This window comes from Proteus sp. NMG38-2 (assembly GCF_020640995.1).
GTDB lineage: Bacteria > Pseudomonadota > Gammaproteobacteria > Enterobacterales > Enterobacteriaceae > Proteus.
Genome location: NZ_CP085481.1, coordinates 4,258,698 through 4,277,278 on the forward strand (window position 1 = coordinate 4,258,698; position 18,581 = coordinate 4,277,278).

An 18,581-nucleotide genomic window follows, 5' to 3' on the forward strand; every position below is an offset into this window, starting at 1 on the left:
TATCCCGATGAAAAGATTAATGAGAAGGAACAACACAAAATGGCTATTCATGTTAAAAATAATGTTAATTGGGTTGGACAACGTGACTGGGAAGTTCGTGATTTTCATGGCACTGAATACAAAACATTATTAGGTAGTAGCTATAACAGCTACCTAATACGTGAAGAAAAAAATGTGCTTATTGATACCGTTGACCATAAATTCAGTCGTGAATTTGTACAAAATTTACGAACACAAATTAATCTGGAAGAGATTGATTACATTATTATTAATCATGCAGAAGAGGATCACGCGGGTGCACTCACTGAGTTGATGTCTTTTATTCCTAATACCCCGATTTATTGCACAGCAAACGCCATTGATTCAATCAATGGGCATCATCATCACCCTGAATGGAATTTTAATATCGTTAAAACAGGCGATAGCCTAGATATTGGTAATGGCAAGCAACTAATTTTTGTTGAAACGCCAATGCTACATTGGCCTGACAGTATGATGACCTATTTGACTGGTGATGCGATTTTATTTAGTAATGATGCCTTTGGTCAGCACTATTGTGATGAACGGTTGTTTAACGATGAAGTTGATCAAAACGAATTATTTGAACAATGCCAACGTTATTACGCTAATATTTTGACGCCATTTAGCCGCCTTGTAACACCGAAAATTAATGAAATCTTAGGCTTTAATTTACCTGTCGATATGATTGCCACCTCTCACGGTGTGGTATGGCGTGATAATCCAACACAAATTGTTGAATTATATCTAAAATGGGCGGCAGACTATCAAGAAGATCGTATCACTATTTTCTATGACACCATGTCTAACAATACCCGTATGATGGCAGATGCCATTGCACAAGGTATCAATGAAATTGATCCTAACGTGTTTGTAAAAAGCTATAACGTCGCCAAAAGTGATAAAAATGACATTATCACCAGTGCGTTTCGTTCTAAGGGCGTGCTTGTTGGTTCATCAACGATGAATAATGTGATGATGCCAAAAATTGCCGCCATGCTTGAAGAGATGACTGGCTTACGTTTTCGTAATAAAAAAGCGGCTGCTTTCGGGAGTTATGGTTGGAATGGTGGTGCCGTTGACCGTATTCAAACCCGCTTAATGGATGCTGGATTTGAAACCGCACTAGCGCTAAAAACCAAATGGCGCCCAGATATGCAAGCACAAGAAATTTGTCGTGAATATGGCCGTGAACTTGCACGCCAATGGGCTTTAGCGCCACTTCCTGCGACTCAATCTTGTTGCACTGCCTCATCACAACCTGAAATTACCACAAGTGTTGAAGCTATCGATTTAGGTCCACGTATGCAATGCAGTGTGTGCCAATGGATTTACGATCCGGCAGTAGGTGAACCAATGCAAAACGTTCAACCTAATACACCATGGAGTGAAGTTCCTGATAGCTTCTTATGCCCTGAATGCTCATTAGGAAAGGATGTCTTTGATGCGCTTGCAAAGGAGGCAAAATGAGTACAGATCTTCTCAATAATGGGATTGTTATTATTGGTGCGGGCTTCGCTGCGCGCCAATTAGTTAAAAATATTCGCAAATTTAATGCAGATATTCCCATTACTCTCATTGCCTCAGATAGCATTGATGAATATAACAAGCCGGATTTAAGCCATGTTATTAGTCAGGCTCAAAATGCGGATGATCTAACCAAACAAACAGCCCAAGAGTTTGCACAACAATATCAACTAGCCATTTATCCTTATACGCAAGTTGTTGATATTAATACGGATGAAAAACGTATTCAGAGCACTCAAGGTGAGCAATGGTATTACGATAAATTGGTATTAGCGACTGGCGCTAAAACTTATTGCCCTGCTATTTCGGGCCATGAGTTAATGTTTACGCTTAATAGCCAACAAGAGTATCGAACTTATGAAGCACAAATTCACCAAGCTAAGCGCGTATTAATTTTAGGCGCGGGTTTAATTGGCACTGAATTAGCGATGGACTTTAGTCGGGCAGGTAAAGAGGTGATCCTTGCAGATATTTCAGGACAATTATTATCTTCTTTGATCCCCTCCGATCTCAGTGGCCGTTTGCAATCAAGCCTTACTGAAATAGGTGTACGCTTAATGCTGAAATCACCATTACAGTCATTAACACAAACCGATAACGGTATTTTAGCGACATTTAATCAACATCATCAATTAACGGTTGATTGCGTTATTGCCGCTACAGGACTCATACCCAATATGGAATTAGCTCACCTTGCGGGTTTACATACCGATCGTGGAATTATGGTAAATGAATATCTGCAAAGCAGTAATAATGATATTTATGCCTTAGGGGATTGTGCACAAATCAACGGTAACTTATTACCCTTTTTACAGCCAATACAATTAAGTGCGATGCATTTAGCCAAATCACTCGTAGGTGAAAATAATACTCCACTGAATTTACCACCAATGATTATTCGGGTGAAAACACCGTTAATGCCTCTACATCTTGCCGGTGAAACCGCACGTAATGACTTAACGTGGAATATTAATACAACACAATCGGGCGTTATCGCCAAAGGCTTTGATGATAACAACGTATTACGCGCCTTTGTGGTAACGGAAGAACAAGTAAAAGAAGCTTTTGCATTATTAAGAGCACTATCCGCTTAATTTAAACAGTGATATCGCTAAACAAAATCAGCAACGCTATAACTTAAATAGACGCAAATAGATACTCTAAATAATTCGAGGTGTAGCTAGGCGACAAGTAAATGAGTCGCTAGGAGCATACATAAGTATGTGACTAGTGCGAATGAACGCAGTCAACAACGCTACAACTTGAAGTATGACGAGTATAAACAGGTGAAACTATGAACTTACGAGATCAACCACTAGGCCAACTGGCCCTATCCATTTCCGGCGCCAGTGCCATATTCCGCCAATATAATCTCGACTTCTGCTGTGGAGGAAAAAGAACATTAAGCAAATCTGCAGAGAAAGCAGGACTCAACATTGATGAAATTGAAAGTAAATTAATTGCCCTTTCAGAACAACCATTAGAAAAAGATTGGCGACAAGCGCCATTGAGTGAAATTATTGATTTTATTATTGTTCGCTACCACGACAAACACAGAGCACAATTACCGGAACTTATTCTACAAGCAGAAAAAGTAGAACGAGTCCATGAAGCAAAACCGACTGCCCCTAAAGGATTAGCTCGCCAATTAACACTATTATTAGATGAGCTGACAAGCCATATGATGAAAGAGGAACGCATTCTCTTTCCTATGATAAAAAATGGATTGGGAAGCCAAGCTGGAGCACCCATTAGTGTTATGGAACACGAACATGATGATGCGGGTGAAATTGTTGAAGTGATTAAATTTATTACCAAAAACGTCACACCACCACCTGAAGCCTGCACCACATGGAGAGTACTTTATAATGGTATTAATGAGTTTATTGACGATTTAATGAATCATATTAGCTTAGAAAACAACTTATTATTTCCAAGAGCATTAGCGGGCGAGTAATAATGTACACACAGGGGATTTCATCATCCCCTGCTATTTTTATAACAATCAGTAAATCTTACCGCTCACCTTGAGTATCTATTAACAAACGCTGATTTATATATTCGATAGTCTCGTCTATCGTCATAATATTATTAACGACATTAGTAATACCTTGCCCGATAATAATTTCAGCTTGTCGTAAATTAAATAACTTACCATTAGGCACCGAAGATTCTCGTATTCCCTTATTAATTTCTTGATAAGCCAACGTCATCCATGGGTAACGATGGCTAATTTCTTGATTATGGCTGAAATTTTTATGATTACTGTTTCCACCTAATAAAATAAGGTGATCCATAACCATTGGGGAATAAAGCCAACGATAAAATTGCTCTGCATATTGTGATTTTTGGCTATAACGTGAAACCCCTAATACACCACCGCCTAATTGTGGAATACCACCGGGTACAGGTGCAAAACCTGTTTTAGGTAAAATATTGCTATGTGCGACATCGTTAAATAAATTCATATAAGCGATCAGCATAGCAAGATGCCCTTGCTCAAATTGTCTAACCGACTCACTCCACCACTTATTATGAATATTCTCCGTGATCGACAACTGTTTTAAATATTCTTCTAATATTTCACCTGCTAAAGGCATTTCTAATCTAGGAATGTTATGACTTCCTATTAAACATCCACCTTTGGCGTAATAACGTAATAGATACTCTGTTGCGATCAGCCCCGCGCTACCCAATGTTGTTGATGCCCCCATAGGGCAATTTAATTGCCCTTCTTCATGTTGCTCAGTAAAAAACTGCGTCACATTATCGTATTCTTCAAATGTTGTCGGTACAGTTAATTCATTACCTGTTTTTTCGTAATACATTCTTTTTAGAATAGGATCTTCAAACAAGTCTTTGCGATAAAATAGGAGTTGAGCACTGGCATCAAAAGGCATGGCATAAGCAACATTATTCACTACACTAAATTTCTGCTGAGTAGGTAGTGAAAAATTATTTAATAAGTCTGTTAATCCATTACCGATTTTATCTAATGGCTGTAATATTCTTTCTGCAAACCAAGGAAAACAGGCCATATCGATACGCAATAAATCATAATATGGGTGTAAATGTAACTGACTTAATATTTGATACACTTCATCGTAAGGGTGAATTGCTAAATTAACTTTAATCCCTGTTTGACGATAAAAATGGGGTAACAGCTTTTTTAATGCACTGGTTGAAGGGCTAGGTAAAATCAGTAAATTAAGACTGATATCCGCTTTATCTTCACTGATAACCGCCGGAGTTAAAGTATAAAGATGGTCACTTTGATTACGTACACAAATCACATTCTTTTCAGTTATTTCACTTTCATCCTCTTCTTGCATTAATGCATCCATGACTTCCAATCCAAGTTGAGCGTAATTCATTGGAAAGTAATACAACCCTTTTAATACAGGCGGAATATTGTCGCTCAATGCAAAAATAGGCGGGCAATCATTATGACTACCAAAATAACTGGCTTGTGTTAAATAACGAGCCTTTTCGATATCTTGGGCAATAAATATGTCTGGGATTTGCTCCATAGAAAAGAAATCAAACGCAATTTTATAGCTCTCTTCATCTGATGCACAAAGCACCACATTTTTTTTATTGGGCCCATACTCTAAAAGTCGATTTTGTAATTCATTGGCGAAGTTTTGATTATTTAAATAGTCGCTACTCCCCATAAAGATGCCCACTAATTTACCTGTGGTTTTTGCAATCTGTTGGCAAATAGCTTCTGCTGCTTGAGCAAAATCGAGCGTGAAAAATCGTTGAGTATTAAGTGGCTGGCGATAAATAAATGCAACTTGAGAAGGCGGTAATTTTAACGTGTCAAAATAAATATTTGCATCTTTGAGACAACTTACAGTGATCACTTGTTTATAGCTACCCGCTGCAATTTTCTGTAATGCCTCTAATTCTGTGGTTTCCAGATCATCTGTTAAAAAAAGATCGTAAGTGACCTCAGGAAAATGAGCAATAGACTGTCTTAAGGAGTTAAATAAAACCGCATATTTTTCAGAAACTAATTGAGGTAAAAGTATGGCAATTTTATGGCTTTTATTGGTTCTTAACAGTTGAGCCTGCGTATTTAATTGATAGCCCATTTGTTTGGCGGCTTGATACACAGCTTCAATTTTCTCAACACTCACATTTCCACGTTTATTCAGTACGTTAGAAACTGTCCCATGAGAAACACCTGCTAGTTTTGCAATATCTTTAATCGTTGCCATCGGCCTTTTTCCATCTCAATTTCCGCTTTCACTAGCATACCTGAATTATTTATCGCGACTACTGATAATTGATTTGAACGTTCCATTTTAAAATAGCTTATAAAACAATCTAATACCTTTTATCACAAATAAATGATTATCAATATCAATAAAAACATATGATCATATTAATCAATTAGATAGAAAATTTAATTTGAATGAGATCACTGATCTGATCTTCATTTATTGGCAAATGACTATCATCATTTTATCATTGGAACGTTCAAATTAATCTATGATTTATAGATAGACAACACCAGATAATTAATAAAATCATAATAAAACAATAGGATAAGGGGATTTCTTATGAAACTTCATTTTTTAGGGACGGCAGCCTCCGAAGGTATACCCAATCCCTTTTGCCGCTGTGAACACTGTCTGAAAGCAAGAGAACTTGGTGGGAAAGATATCAGAACTCACTCTTCTGCTATTGTCGATGACATTATGTTAATCGACGTATCACCTACATTTAGCTACCAGCTAATGCGTGATGGAATGGATGCTACCAATTTTGAAAGTCTTCTATTCACTCACACTCATCCTGATCATTTCAATGTTGGCGATCTGTTTAGCCGAATGGAAGGTTATGGTTTTGAAATTAACCATCCCCTTCATATTTTTGGTAATGATCGCGCAATTAATGGCTGTATCGAAGTTTTACCTGGTTACAGCAAAGAGCGTTTTGCTTTTCACTGCTTAATTCCTTTTGTTACCGTCGAAAGAAACGGTTATAAAATTACGCCATTACTCGCTAATCATGCGAAATGGGAACTTTGCTATGTTTATCATATTGAGAAAGATGGCAAGGTTATTTTCTATGGTCATGATTCTGGTTGGTTCCCTGAATTAACGTGGAAATGGCTAGAGAACAAACCACTAGATATCGTTGTTTTTGAATGTACTTATGGACTCAATGGTAAAGATCGTACCGACAATCATATGAGCCTAGAAACTGTATTTGCAGCAAAAGAAAAACTGCAACAACAAGGTTGTTTACATCAAAATACACAAATTGCCGTTTCGCATATTTCACATAGTGGTAAATTGCTTCACCACGAATTAGAAGCTGTTTGTGCTCCTCACAATATCCGTGTTGCCTACGACGGATTAACGTTAGAAACAAATTAAGAGGAGAATAATGATGGATATGAAAATAACCTCTCGCTTACTGATTATGATGTTTGTGCAATATTTCATGCAAGGTGCGTGGAATATGACCATGGGACTGGTATTAAGTAGCTATGGTATGGCAAGCATTATTGGTAATGCCTACGCTTTATTAGGCGTCGCAACAATTATCTCCCCATTATTTATAGGTATGGTGGCTGACCGTTTCTTTGCTTCGCAAAAAGTCATGGGCATCCTTCATTTAATTAATGCGGCAGTCATTATTTGTGTTCCTCAATTTATTGAAGCACAAAACAGTGGCATGACATTATTCTTAATTTTCATTATTGGATTATTGTTTTATCCAACAACTGCGCTTTCAAATAGTATTAGTTTCTCTCATATTAATGGTGTGAAATATTTCCCTATTATTCGTGTATTCGGTACGTTTGGTTTTATGGCTATCGGATTTATATTAGGTGAAATGGGCTTCTCTGGTAGTACGATGACTTGGTATATCGCTTCTGCTGTGGGTGTTTTACTTGGTTTCTACTGTTTTACCTTACCTAATACGCCACCTAAAGCGAAAGGTAAACCATTCTCTGCTCGTGATATTTTATGTTTAGATGCGCTTTCATTATTTAAAGATCGATATTTCGCTATCTTAATGTTTAGTATTTTTATTTTAATGATCCCAAAAACAGCTTATTCCGCTTATATTCCTGTTTTTATTAAAGCGTTAGGTTTTAATAACGCAGCGTCTATTATGCAAATAGGTATAGCCTGTGAAGTTCTGTTTATGTTCGTATTGTCATTCTTCTTAATGAAGTTTGGCTTCAAAATTACATTACTTTTAGGTGCTGTTAGCTGGATCATTCGCTCAATATTCTTCTCTTATGCCGCGGTAAATACAGAGTTTTATTTTATCGTTATCGGATTAATGTTGCAGGGATTATGTTGGGACTTCTTCTTTACTGCTGGTGATATCTATGTTGACCGCAAAGCCAAACCGGAAATTCGTGCTCAAGCACAAGGCTTACGCTTTATTGTCTCTAATGGTTTCGGCCTATTATTTGCTTCCACTATTTGTGGTCAAATCTTTAATTCAACCGTAACAGAAACAGGTGATGCTGCATTACCACAGTGGTCAACATTCTGGATATATCCAGCAATCGTCGCTGCCGTTGTAACCATATTCTTTATCTTCTTCTTTAAAGATGATGTAACGAAAAAGAAAAATAATGAAGATAAAAAAGCCCAGGAAGGCATTGCAACACCATAGTCTTAAAGTAAAGGAATAAGCCAACGTTAGGAGCAAACCATGGACGCATTAATTCAGTTTGTTGACAGCATTGGCCCTTTATCACTATCAAGTATCGCTAAATTACTGGCCGCCTTTATTTTGGGCGGCTTTATTGGCTTAGAGCGTGAATCAAAGGGAAAACCTGTCGGTTTTAAAACTTGTGTCATTATTGCCGTTGCCAGTTGTTTATTAACTATTGTTTCTATTCAATCTGCAGAATATTACGCCAATATCTCCGATAATATTCGTAGTGATCCAATGAGATTAGCGGCACAAATTATCAGTGGTGTCGGCTTTCTTGGTGCTGGTGTTATATTGCATCGACGTGATGATGCAATTTCAGGTCTGACGACCGCAGCTATCGTATGGGCTTCTGCCGGTGTTGGTATTGCTTGTGGATCAGGTTTTTATTGGCATGCCATGATTGTGACTGTTCTCTTTTTTATGGCTATTCAACTTAGCCCACAAGTGGTGCTATTTCAGATGAAAAACCAACGCTTAGGTAAGATTAAAGTGCGCATGTTATTTACTCATGAAAGCGGTGTTCCTCTTTTAATTGAGTATTTAAAAAGCCATAAAGATGTGATTGAAAACCTGACTATTCGTGATATTAAAAAAGAGCGCGTTGAAGTGAACTTGAAACTGTTAGTTCGGCAAAAAATTACCTTACCCGAATTTTATTGCTCATTAAAACAGCTTGAACATGTTCATTCTGTTTCTTTGGATCATTAATATATTCAAAAATTAAAAGTGCGCTTTATCTAAGATAACTGCGCACTTTTTTATCAGTTGGACGCCAACTCAAACACCACAAAACAAAAACACATAAATTGTCAATTAATTAGTATAATCTTGATAAGATTCTTACCATTACTCGGTTATAATTACATTTCATCTATAGCTAATTTTCTTACTATTTATTGTGTCATAAACTATGGGATTATTTTTTATTAAGATGATAACGATAGACTGTAGCTTCTAAACATTTTTCTTCTGGTTTCCAGTTTTCAATGATATTAACTAAACCACCATCAGCATAGTAATTACCATCTTCTTGTAAAAAAATATTTATATTATTTACAATATATAAATCTGTTTCACACTCATCTGAATGTGCTGATACCACTTCATTACTAGTAACATAAACTGCGTTACCTTCTGTCGTTGTACCTTTAACTTCAACACGCCTAAAGATACCATTTTTATGGCATTCTAAATCATAAGGGCTATTAGAAGATGTATCTAATACCTCAAATCCCTGCTGTTGGTAATCTTCTTTTGCTTTATTCATTGCATAAAGCTCAATTGTCTTTTTCTTTTTAATGTCAGTAACTCGCCCCTGATAGCTTGACTTTTCTTTTTTCAATATCTGAGGTAATTCAGTATCAATATCTAAAGTGTCTATCTTTTCCCAAGCATAAATAGCACTTAACGCCTTATTTGGTTTTTCCTGATAATCGAGAACATTATACAAAACCTGAACTGGCTTGTTCCCATAATGTTCTATATAAGATAGGCGACCAATATAAATAAAAGGCTGACTACTACTTTTTATTTTTTCATGTATCCGAACAAATAAAATAACGTTTTCACCCGAGAAAATTCTTTTCATATGAGGTGTTGTGATGGTGTTTGTATTCTGTGATTCCCAATGAAGCTTCTTTCCATTATCAAGAAATATATCATTATATTTATGACTATTTTCTTTACTTCTTTTATCCAAAGTAACAAACAGAACAATACAATTATTAAAACTAGTAACTCCTGTTATTTCTTTATTATTTTTTTTATTCAGAGGTCTTACATTAGCTGTTACTAGAGCTTCATTTTTACTATATGCATTTCCAACAACTAGATTTATGTAATCAAATACTTCATCTTTTCGCTGCATCATAAAGCCTGATTAGTTAATTCACATGGCTAATTATATTAGCCATAATTCATCAATTATCAAAATAAGATAGCGAAATATATAAAAAATTCATACATATTGTGACTTGAACACCATCAGAAAGCTCACACCAAGAGAGTGCTTTAACTTTCAAGGTTACCCTGCTGACTATAAATTACCCAAAGAGATGAGTAATGCTAATTTATATAAACAAGCAGGGAATAGTGTTGTAGTACCTGTAATTGAACGCATTGCACAACAAATAAAACTAGCGCTTGGATAAAAGCTAATAATATTGAAATTTAAATACCATATCTCAATTTTCTAAACCTATTATCATGATCATAAGGCAACGCCTGATAAAATCGTTTATTTTATCGGGCATTGCCTTAACAGAAATTTAGTTATTACTCTTTATATTTTAACGGATTACCAAAACGTTCTAAATACATCATGCCAAAAATTGTTGAAGCATAGTCTGTAATATGTCCCACATCACGATACACTGGCACACCTTCTATATCGGTTAGACAGATATTTTTATCACACTGCACATCTTTAGGATCGATGATAATTAAAGTTGGATAATCCTTTTTTAACTTAACAAATAACTGATTCATCCATGTGTTTCCCTCACCTTTATAGTTTTTAGGGTTACAGTTATTATCTGCAAAATCTTTTCTTAATTTTGCATTTTCATAAAAACAGGTCATAAAACCACTTGGCATAGAATTAACTGTTTTAATAAAAACAGGCTTAGCCCCTGTGGCAATAATTATATCAAGCGCTTCACGCATCGCTTTCTCAACGCGTTTGCGAGACTCTTCAACGGTTCTAACATCGCCTATCTTATTAATGACATGATTTGACGCGTAGTTATTCCAAACTTGCCCAAATATTACATAATCGAAGTGGCTATTTTTGATAAGTTGATAATATTTCGCCGTTTGATCGTAACAACGTTGATAAACTGTATTTTTATGATTAGACCAGTCATAAAGATAAATATTAGGAAGCGTAATACACGATGAAGTTGCTTGTGCATATACATCTATCTTGGCGTCTTTACCCAAAATATCCATAAAGCCCCAATAATGATTTGCATGAGAATCACCAAATAAAAAGGCTTTTTTCTGACTTCCTACTTCACCAATATGGCACATTTTATCTGGATCAGTGGCTTCAAAATTCATACATTTAGTTCGATTGGGATAATCAAACTGATTCAACTTAGCTTCTAAATTAACGTAATTTTGACCAAGCCTTGCTCCAATACCTTGATATTTTTCATTCAATGCATTTAGCCCAAAAGCGAATAAAATAGGAATAATTAATAAGAGAGTGATGGAATATTTAAAGGCTAAGCGCTTTCTTCTAAACGGTTTTTCAATCAGAAAATAAGAGCTAATCGATAGCAATAAGGTTAATGCTAACATCGATCCCTTTTGCAGTTCTGTATTAAACACACCAACATAGCGTGCAACAGCAAATAATGGCCAGTGCCATAAATAGAGTGAGTAAGATAATAACCCAACGATCACAATTGGCTTTAACGAGAGTATTTTTTCAATAATACTTCCATGTTGTCCGGTATAAATAATTAGTGCCGCACCAAGACAAACATACAGCGTATTAAGGTTCGGATAACCTGCAATAATATCGTTTTGGAATGCGATCCAAAGAATAACACCTAGCGCAATTAAGCTAATAACATCATTTATTCTTCGATTAAGTTTTATCTTTATTGGGAAGTAGGCAACACAAGCTCCCAACATAAATTCGAAGATCCGCGTACTAAAATAATAGTAATTTTTCGGTTGATCTTTTTGGTAATAAAACACCAGAACAAATGAAATAGCTGTGACTAACACCACCGGATAAAAATGATTAACCCTTTCTTTTGCATTGATTTTATTTAGAAAATAAAGTGCAAAAGGTAAAAAAAGATACCATTGCCACTCTATCGCTAAAGACCATGTATGCAATAACGGTAAAAAGAGTGCATCTTGCGCAGCATAGCTGGTTGTCGCTCTCGCAAAATATTTATTAGAGAGAAAGGCGGAGGCATATTTCTCGCTATTTGTAATATCTAAATAATCACTAGGTAGGTAAAAAAGCCCAGAAATCACTAGAACTGAAATTAATACAACAAGATAAAGTGGTTGTAATCGCCATAATCGACGATTATAAAAATCACGAAATGAAAAATTACCTTGTGACAATGAAGTTTTAATTATCAGTGAAATCAAAAAACCAGAGATCACAAAGAAAATATCAACACCAATAAACCCTGAAGGAATTAAGCGATTATCCAAATGGAAAAGGATAACCAGAATAACAGCGACCGCTCTTAAACCATCTACATCAGCACGATATTTTACATTCATAATCCAAACACATAATCCGAATAAAAAGAATCGCTGGATTATATACTAATTAACCATATCACTTTAGTCACAAAAAGATGGATAGCCATTTAATACTTAATATTAATAGCACCGAAATGGCCATAATTGATTAAATTCCATCGTTAAACCCATCTGTACTTCAGTTGAAAGTGAACCTTTGCTTACCACAAATTTTGGATGTCGAATAATAATTGGGGTATTAATCGCATGATGTATTAATGATGATCGGTTTTGCTCTAGCTCATCATAAAGCTGCTTCATTTCTGCTGATGATGTATTTTCACATAATCGCCCAAGCGTGATATGAATAATGTCTTTATGAAGCACACTCTCAATTGGGATTTGCTGATAAATTTGCTGCCTAAAAAGTGTTAATTCCTCTGAGATACCCGTTAATATCAAACTGCCATTGGATGTGAGTACAACATTATTAAATAAAATTTCGATACTTTTTATTTGATTAAAGATTTTTGCAATCTCATGACACCACGATAATAATACGGGTCGTTGCAGTTTAAACTGCTCATTTTGTTGATTAAAAATTGTTAATAATGTGGAGTGAAATTCTTGTTGCTGAGTAAATTCAATAAATGGAAATTTAAGCGCAAGCTGTTCACAATAAGCTATTAGTTTCTGACTAAAAGGAATAAAGCTTTCCTCAATTTCAGGCTGAGAAATCATTAATTGCCCTGCATTTAAGCTGACATCAATAATACTTTCATCATTAACTTGTCGTTGCCAAATTTTGCCCGTTGCCAGTTTTTTGAGTGTTGCTTGTGTTAAGAAAGAATAACTCACTCCGCCCCTCTTAAAGTCTTTAAACTCTCATTATTTATTATCGCCATTTAGCTATTAAGATAACAACAGTACCTCAGATTATCTGAATAAATAGCGCCACGATTACTTTGAACTGATCCGCTGAAGATAGAGTTTACTCCCTAACTGAGAAACTAAAAGCCGATCAGGTAAATCAAGTGATGATAAAGAAATTGCCATGGCATATCGTGCCACACCTGCATTACCTAACATCATTTCTGTATCAAAAATTCTCTCTAATGAGAAATCTGTATTCTGCTTAATAAAATTGATGATGACTTCTTCTTTATTCTTTTCATTTAAATCGCAGCACCATAATGCTTGTGCATTCTTACCCTTAAACTGCAATTCAGATTGTGTCTCTAAAGCTTCTGATAAAGAACCTGTATCACATACAATTGGGCGAAGTAATTTACTATATCTTGAGATCTCTTTTAATTCTGGAAATGAAGGAGAAGATAATAATAAACAACAAGCCTCTTCACTGGCGTTGTTCACATCAAACTGAATGGATAAAACAATATAGAGTTCATCAGTTAGCGCCTCATCATATAAAGTGGATAGCCATTTAGTTAGATGTGTTTGAGGTAATGGTTCAACTTTAGCAACATTAAACGCTAAATTGGCGACTTGTTCTTGAATAACGTGAGCCCAATCTATTTCAATAACATCACTATTTTCTGTATTTACATGCCAAAGAATATTAATAGGAGTTGAGAGACGATGTTCTTGGTAATATTTGGATATAGGCGTTAATAATGCTTTAGTAATTTCTTCACTTTTTTCCCATAAAGGGCGAGATTTAAGAAGTTCAGATAATAATTGATTATTTTTATTTGGTGTTAATTTAGAAAGAATAATATTTTTATTTTGTTCATCAATTTCTGAAACTCTCGATGATGTCAGTAAAATAATATTTTTCTCAGCCCAAACCGTCCATTGATAAAAACAGTTATTTAACTCTTCACAGATAGATTGATATTTAAATAAAACAATAAAATGAACAAGTAGTCGAATAAGTACAACAAAGAACATGGGGATAATAGAGAATAGAAGAATAAGTTTAATATTTCCCCAAGATGGATCTAAATAGTCATTTGTAGATAAAGAAATTCCGATAAAAAAACCACTACATGCGACAATACCACAGATTAATATCCATAATAAAATATTGAGCATTTTAGGCTCTTCGGGATACTCTATTTTGGGTACATTCCAGCTTATCATCTATTTTTCTCCTGCAGAGGATAGACTTGAAATTAACCGACAACCACATTCAGTGATAAATCCATCTAATGCAACTTCTCTACCAATCATCGTTATTCTTGTCTTACCCGGCAAGATAGCATTTATACCGTGTCCTGTTTTAGGGCAATTAACTTTATCACCGACTAAAGCTACTGCCTTACCATACACAATAGAACCTGATGCCGAAATAACTTCACCACCATGTGATGTTTTATCGCCTAATCGTATAAATGCTCGCATATGTTTATCCTCAATAATAATCAAACACTAATCAAACAACATATTTTTACTTATTTCTGAGCCTGTTTTTTATATTCAAAGGTGCCATCCCATTCCGGTAAAGGCGCAGGAGGTAAAGGAACAATTTTATCGATATCAGGGAATTTAGCGCGGGGATTATTATCTATTTCATCACTAATTAAATCATAACGTCTAACACGTTCTAAATCTAGTTGCTGCCCTAAATAATTGGCTCGATCATTAATATCTTGAGTTCTAAAAGCTTGAGATAATCGAAATGAACTTAATGTATGCCCTTGTTTAACACCTTCCTGTAAATAAAATAAAGCTCTTGTATAATTGCCTTCAGCCAACGCATAATTGAGACCTAATTCAAAAGAAGCTTTACTAAACCCTTGCTTGGAAGCGCAATCTAGCATTGCTCGCCCTAAATCTAAACGATAAAGCTCAGGTACTTGGGCATCCATAAATTTATCCCCAATCACATATTGCCCCTCAGGGTTACCCATCACGGCAGCCTTTAACATATAGCTAAATGCGGCACTTTCATCTTGTTCGACCCCATAGCCTTCTTGTAAATAGGTCCCCATAATGTAGTAACCAAAAGGAATTTCCATGTTGATTAAACGTTCTACTAAATCAATCACTTCCTCTTGTGGTAACTTGCCTGCAACAGGCTCAGCCTTACCAATTGACACCATCAGTTGCAAGTTGCCTATCGCTTTATAGTGATCTTTTGCCGCGGCTTGGCGATAGAGTTGAGCAATACGTTTTAAATCAGGATTATCTTGTCTATCCAGTTGTACAGCTTGTTTAAACCATGTATCGGCTTCAGGATCTAATGGCGGGAAAATATCCGCTTCATGAAGGCAAGTAAATTGGAAATTTTTAAGGTTCTGATGAACAGACTGGCAACCAAATAATAAAAGGCTAAATAAAAAGGCCACACTAACGATGATAATTTTATTTATTCTCTTCTGCGTCCTGTTTATATTTAGCCCATTACTCTTCATGATTATTGCGCCTGTTTTTTATATTCAAAGGTGCCATCCCATTCCGGTAAAGGCGCAGGAGGTAAAGGAACAATTTTATCGATATCAGGGAATTTAGCGCGGGGATTATTATCTATTTCATCACTAATTAGGTCATAACGTCTTACACGTTCTAAATCAATTTTTTGTCCTAAATAATAGAGCCTATTATTTATATCTGTAGTTTTAAAAGACTGTGATAATAAAAACAAACTCAATGTGTTTCCTTGTTTAGCACCTTCCTGTAAATAAAATAATGCTTTGGTATAATTATTTTCGGCAGCTACATAGTGTAATCCTAACTCAAAAGAAGCTTTACTAAATCCTTGCTTGGAAGCGCAATCTAGCATTGCTCGCCCTAAATCTAAGCGATAAAGCTCAGGTACTTGGGCATCCATAAATTTATCTCCAATCACATATTGTCCTTCAGGATTACCCATAATGGCGGCTTTTAACATATAACTAAATGCCGCATTTTCATCTTGTTCGACCCCATATCCCTCTTGTAAATAGGTCCCCATAATGTAGTAACCAAAAGGGATCTCCATGTTGATTAAACGTTCTACTAAATCAATGACTTCTTCTTGTGGTAATTTACCTGCAACCGGCTCTGCATCGCCTTCGGAAATCATTACCTGTAAATTACCTATCGCTATATAGTGATCTTTTTCCGCGGCTTGGCGATAGAGTTGAGCAATACGTTTTAAATCGGGATTATCTTGTCGGCTTAGTTGTACGGCTTGTTTAAACCATGTATCGGCTTCAGGATCTAATGGCGGAAAAACATCTGCCTCATGGAGACACGTAAATTGGAAATTTTTCAGGTTTTCATGCATTTTATTTTTCGCTCCACAGCCAGAAATAAATAATAAACTTAGAGTAATTATTAACATAAAAATAAACTGATAATGATTTATTATTCTTTCTTTGACCATGATCTATTCTCATCTAAAAATTGAATTAATGGCTGAAATGGTTTTATATATGACTCGGTTTTTTTATCTAGTTTATTTCTTGAAATAATTAAATTCCACTTTGTAAACTCTCTTTTTATATTATCAAATATACCTCCAGAATGGAGTTGCCATAAAAACTCCCGCATTGATTTAATAAATCCGACTGAATCGGTATCTTGTAAATTAATATTTAATTCACTATCAAATCGCATACTGCGATAATTAATATTGCTTGAACCGATTGTCATAAAAACATCGTCTACCATTAAGACTTTGCTATGAACATAAGTCGGTTGCCAAAGAGATGTTTGTGTTATATCTGGATTGGGTGAAACCAATGTACAAATCACCGTTTCTAATCCTTCTATTTTTTTTGCTTTTACTTCAGCTTTTTTAGAAAGACCTTTACTTTTTCTATGGAAATTAGGCGTTAAATCGGGTCGTCCTAACTCATCTAGCATTCGGTAAGTATTAAAACTTCCCACTTCCATTTCTTTTAGGGCTGTCGTATTAGTAACCACAAATAAATAAAGAGTATCTTTACAGCCAGCCGTTCGCCTTTCTTCAACCGCTTTTTTTAGTTTCTTAGCCAAAGGGGGATAACGAAAATATTGGTTTTCCATATAAATATAATTTCGCGCTAAAGCTACAGCGTTATTATAAACTTCTTCAACTTCAAATATTTGATACTGAGGTTGAGTGCGGGATATTTGTCCCATGGTGGGTTGTAATGGAAATTGGCTGTCTAATTCTAATTTTTTATTTAGCACCTCCATTCGAGCCAAATTCAATTGATGATCTTCTGCTGTAATTGCACAACCTTGCATTAAGTCATAATCAGCACCAACATCTTTTATCCATGCGTGCTCAAAACTATGATAAAGATGAGCAAGCACCCCGCCACAAACACACGATGATGTATCTTGCCACGGTCTATCTCCATCTCGCCCTACATATGCTTCTTTGCGTACACCATCATGCGCATCATTATCCCAATAGCCTGAGACCATATTGTGCCCCAGAATAAAACCAACGGCATTTTCAGCTTCTTCATAATCAATAATAACGAACTTTTGGTGATGCGTAGGAAAATTAGAAAGTAAAAACTCATGTATCCCTGATGTTTTAAACGAGTTTTCTTCTAATTGGGCTTGAGCTGATGCCCTATCATTCCCCCAATTAAAAGCTCGACGTTCAACAAATAGTTTTTTCTGACCTGTTTTTTTATCTAAACCTATATTTTGGTGTTTGACGTCAAAATGCCATTTTTTATCATATTCATAATCTTTTTTAGTTTCATAAGAAACTCGTTTTCCTTGTGCGCCATAACCATCAACATACTCACCAAAAATATTTTTATCCGTGCAAGTTGTACTGTATGCGTCCCAACCAGGGAATTGAGGATCAAATCGGTTTCCTAGTTCACTAAACCAGACTAAAAGTCGCACAGTTACCCCACGTTCGGCTGCATCTTTCAGTAGTTCTCCAATTCGTTCAGAACCCTTTTCTGTTCCTACTCGGGTAAAATACATTGAGGCTTGAAATCCCCATATCGCAATATTAATACTTTTATTGGCTCCCTTTATCGCATTGGCTAATGCTTTAAACGTTCTTTCACCATTAATAAGAGGCGCAAATCCTGCAGCCACTGGGGGATATCCTTTACGAATAAACCATTCATTTGTGATGATAGAACAAGCACCTTGAGAAGGTACCAAGTTAATGATTTGTGGTGTTTTTAGTGGCGTAGTCTCTTTTGTCATATCATCACCTT

The 18,581-nt window shown here is 35.7% G+C and carries 16 protein-coding genes; 7 read left to right on the forward strand and 9 right to left on the reverse strand.

Translation table 11 applies throughout. The features are described from left to right. Nucleotides 1-39: 39 nt before the first annotated feature. The 3 genes from norV (at nt 40) to ytfE (ending at nt 3,502) form a co-directional block, all read left to right on the forward strand. Complete coding sequence (gene norV / locus LG402_RS19885; RefSeq protein ID WP_166540482.1) at nt 40-1,488, forward strand: anaerobic nitric oxide reductase flavorubredoxin; 1,449 nt, start codon at nt 40-42, stop codon at nt 1,486-1,488. Continuing rightward, complete coding sequence (gene norW, locus LG402_RS19890; RefSeq protein ID WP_227336182.1) at nt 1,485-2,639, forward strand: NADH:flavorubredoxin reductase NorW; 1,155 nt, start codon at nt 1,485-1,487, stop codon at nt 2,637-2,639. The genes norV and norW overlap by 4 nt, the downstream gene beginning before the upstream one ends. 200 nt (nt 2,640-2,839) lie before the next feature. After that, nucleotides 2,840-3,502, forward strand: coding sequence for an iron-sulfur cluster repair protein YtfE (gene ytfE / locus LG402_RS19895; protein WP_227336183.1), 663 nt, complete (start codon nt 2,840-2,842; stop codon nt 3,500-3,502). A 58-nt stretch (nt 3,503-3,560) separates the two neighbouring features. On the opposite strand, the gene LG402_RS19900 is transcribed toward ytfE, so the two are convergent. Next, complete coding sequence (locus tag LG402_RS19900) at nt 3,561-5,768, reverse strand: extracellular solute-binding protein (protein WP_166540480.1); 2,208 nt, start codon at nt 5,766-5,768, stop codon at nt 3,561-3,563. A 345-nt stretch (nt 5,769-6,113) separates the two neighbouring features. Between LG402_RS19900 and LG402_RS19905 the strand changes: the two genes are divergently transcribed. Genes LG402_RS19905 through LG402_RS19915 form a run of 3 tightly spaced genes read left to right on the forward strand, consistent with a single transcriptional unit; the run spans nt 6,114 to nt 8,949 of the window. Beyond that, nucleotides 6,114-6,935, forward strand: a complete 822-nt coding sequence (locus LG402_RS19905) for an MBL fold metallo-hydrolase (protein WP_109409988.1) — start codon at nt 6,114-6,116, stop codon at nt 6,933-6,935. Between the two features lie 13 nt (nt 6,936-6,948). Next, nucleotides 6,949-8,196, forward strand: a complete 1,248-nt coding sequence (locus LG402_RS19910; RefSeq protein WP_166540479.1) for an MFS transporter — start codon at nt 6,949-6,951, stop codon at nt 8,194-8,196. 39 nt (nt 8,197-8,235) lie between these two features. After that, nucleotides 8,236-8,949 carry an MgtC/SapB family protein gene (locus LG402_RS19915; RefSeq protein WP_166540478.1) on the forward strand — a complete coding sequence of 238 codons (714 nt, stop codon included), beginning with the start codon at nt 8,236-8,238 and terminating at the stop codon, nt 8,947-8,949. 208 nt (nt 8,950-9,157) lie between these two features. Here the strand turns inward: LG402_RS19915 and LG402_RS19920 are convergent, their stop codons facing one another. Then, on the reverse strand, nt 9,158-10,108 hold the full coding sequence (locus LG402_RS19920) for a DUF3427 domain-containing protein (protein ID WP_227336184.1): 951 nt from the start codon (nt 10,106-10,108) through the stop codon (nt 9,158-9,160). 106 nt (nt 10,109-10,214) lie between these two features. Here LG402_RS19920 and LG402_RS19925 point away from each other — a divergent pair, with 106 nt between their 5' ends. Next, the gene (locus LG402_RS19925; protein ID WP_227336185.1) at nt 10,215-10,391 is read left to right on the forward strand and encodes a DNA cytosine methyltransferase; all 177 of its coding nucleotides are present in this window, start codon (nt 10,215-10,217) and stop codon (nt 10,389-10,391) included. A gap of 124 nt (nt 10,392-10,515) precedes the next feature. On the opposite strand, the gene LG402_RS19930 is transcribed toward LG402_RS19925, so the two are convergent. The 7 genes from LG402_RS19930 to LG402_RS19960 form a co-directional block, all read right to left on the reverse strand. Continuing rightward, nucleotides 10,516-12,495, reverse strand: a complete 1,980-nt coding sequence (locus tag LG402_RS19930) for an acyltransferase family protein (RefSeq protein ID WP_227336186.1) — start codon at nt 12,493-12,495, stop codon at nt 10,516-10,518. Nucleotides 12,496-12,597: 102 nt separating this feature from the next. Further along, nucleotides 12,598-13,314 carry a hypothetical protein gene (locus tag LG402_RS19935; RefSeq protein ID WP_227336187.1) on the reverse strand — a complete coding sequence of 239 codons (717 nt, stop codon included), beginning with the start codon at nt 13,312-13,314 and terminating at the stop codon, nt 12,598-12,600. 102 nt (nt 13,315-13,416) lie between these two features. After that, nucleotides 13,417-14,559, reverse strand: a complete 1,143-nt coding sequence (locus tag LG402_RS19940) for a hypothetical protein (RefSeq protein WP_227336188.1) — start codon at nt 14,557-14,559, stop codon at nt 13,417-13,419. Beyond that, nucleotides 14,560-14,820: a PAAR domain-containing protein gene (locus tag LG402_RS19945; RefSeq protein WP_227336189.1), complete on the reverse strand. Its 261-nt coding sequence runs from the start codon at nt 14,818-14,820 to the stop codon at nt 14,560-14,562. A 50-nt stretch (nt 14,821-14,870) separates the two neighbouring features. After that, the gene (locus LG402_RS19950) at nt 14,871-15,833 is read right to left on the reverse strand and encodes a DUF6396 domain-containing protein (RefSeq protein ID WP_227336190.1); all 963 of its coding nucleotides are present in this window, start codon (nt 15,831-15,833) and stop codon (nt 14,871-14,873) included. Nucleotides 15,834-15,835: 2 nt separating this feature from the next. Further along, a complete protein-coding gene (locus tag LG402_RS19955; protein ID WP_227336191.1) occupies nt 15,836-16,744 on the reverse strand; it encodes a DUF6396 domain-containing protein in 909 nt (302 codons plus the stop codon). 23 nt (nt 16,745-16,767) lie between these two features. Further along, nucleotides 16,768-18,570 carry a phospholipase D-like domain-containing protein gene (locus tag LG402_RS19960; protein WP_227336192.1) on the reverse strand — a complete coding sequence of 601 codons (1,803 nt, stop codon included), beginning with the start codon at nt 18,568-18,570 and terminating at the stop codon, nt 16,768-16,770. Between the last annotated feature and the right edge of the window lie 11 nt (nt 18,571-18,581).

What these genes read in the sequence shown, in the direction of transcription:
- LG402_RS19955 (WP_227336191.1), bottom strand. Translation starts at nt 16,744, where the DNA reads ATGTTAATAATTACTCTAAGTTTATTATTTATTTCTGGCTGTGGAGCG.
- LG402_RS19905 (WP_109409988.1), top strand. Translation starts at nt 6,114, where the DNA reads ATGAAACTTCATTTTTTAGGGACGGCAGCCTCCGAAGGTATACCCAAT.
- LG402_RS19915 (WP_166540478.1), top strand. Translation starts at nt 8,236, where the DNA reads ATGGACGCATTAATTCAGTTTGTTGACAGCATTGGCCCTTTATCACTA.
- LG402_RS19950 (WP_227336190.1), bottom strand. Translation starts at nt 15,833, where the DNA reads ATGAAGAGTAATGGGCTAAATATAAACAGGACGCAGAAGAGAATAAAT.
- ytfE (WP_227336183.1), top strand. Translation starts at nt 2,840, where the DNA reads ATGAACTTACGAGATCAACCACTAGGCCAACTGGCCCTATCCATTTCC.
- norV (WP_166540482.1), top strand. Translation starts at nt 40, where the DNA reads ATGGCTATTCATGTTAAAAATAATGTTAATTGGGTTGGACAACGTGAC.
- LG402_RS19960 (WP_227336192.1), bottom strand. Translation starts at nt 18,570, where the DNA reads ATGACAAAAGAGACTACGCCACTAAAAACACCACAAATCATTAACTTG.
- LG402_RS19900 (WP_166540480.1), bottom strand. Translation starts at nt 5,768, where the DNA reads ATGGCAACGATTAAAGATATTGCAAAACTAGCAGGTGTTTCTCATGGG.
- LG402_RS19930 (WP_227336186.1), bottom strand. Translation starts at nt 12,495, where the DNA reads ATGAATGTAAAATATCGTGCTGATGTAGATGGTTTAAGAGCGGTCGCT.
- LG402_RS19940 (WP_227336188.1), bottom strand. Translation starts at nt 14,559, where the DNA reads ATGATAAGCTGGAATGTACCCAAAATAGAGTATCCCGAAGAGCCTAAA.
- LG402_RS19910 (WP_166540479.1), top strand. Translation starts at nt 6,949, where the DNA reads ATGGATATGAAAATAACCTCTCGCTTACTGATTATGATGTTTGTGCAA.
- norW (WP_227336182.1), top strand. Translation starts at nt 1,485, where the DNA reads ATGAGTACAGATCTTCTCAATAATGGGATTGTTATTATTGGTGCGGGC.
- LG402_RS19920 (WP_227336184.1), bottom strand. Translation starts at nt 10,108, where the DNA reads ATGCAGCGAAAAGATGAAGTATTTGATTACATAAATCTAGTTGTTGGA.
- LG402_RS19945 (WP_227336189.1), bottom strand. Translation starts at nt 14,820, where the DNA reads ATGCGAGCATTTATACGATTAGGCGATAAAACATCACATGGTGGTGAA.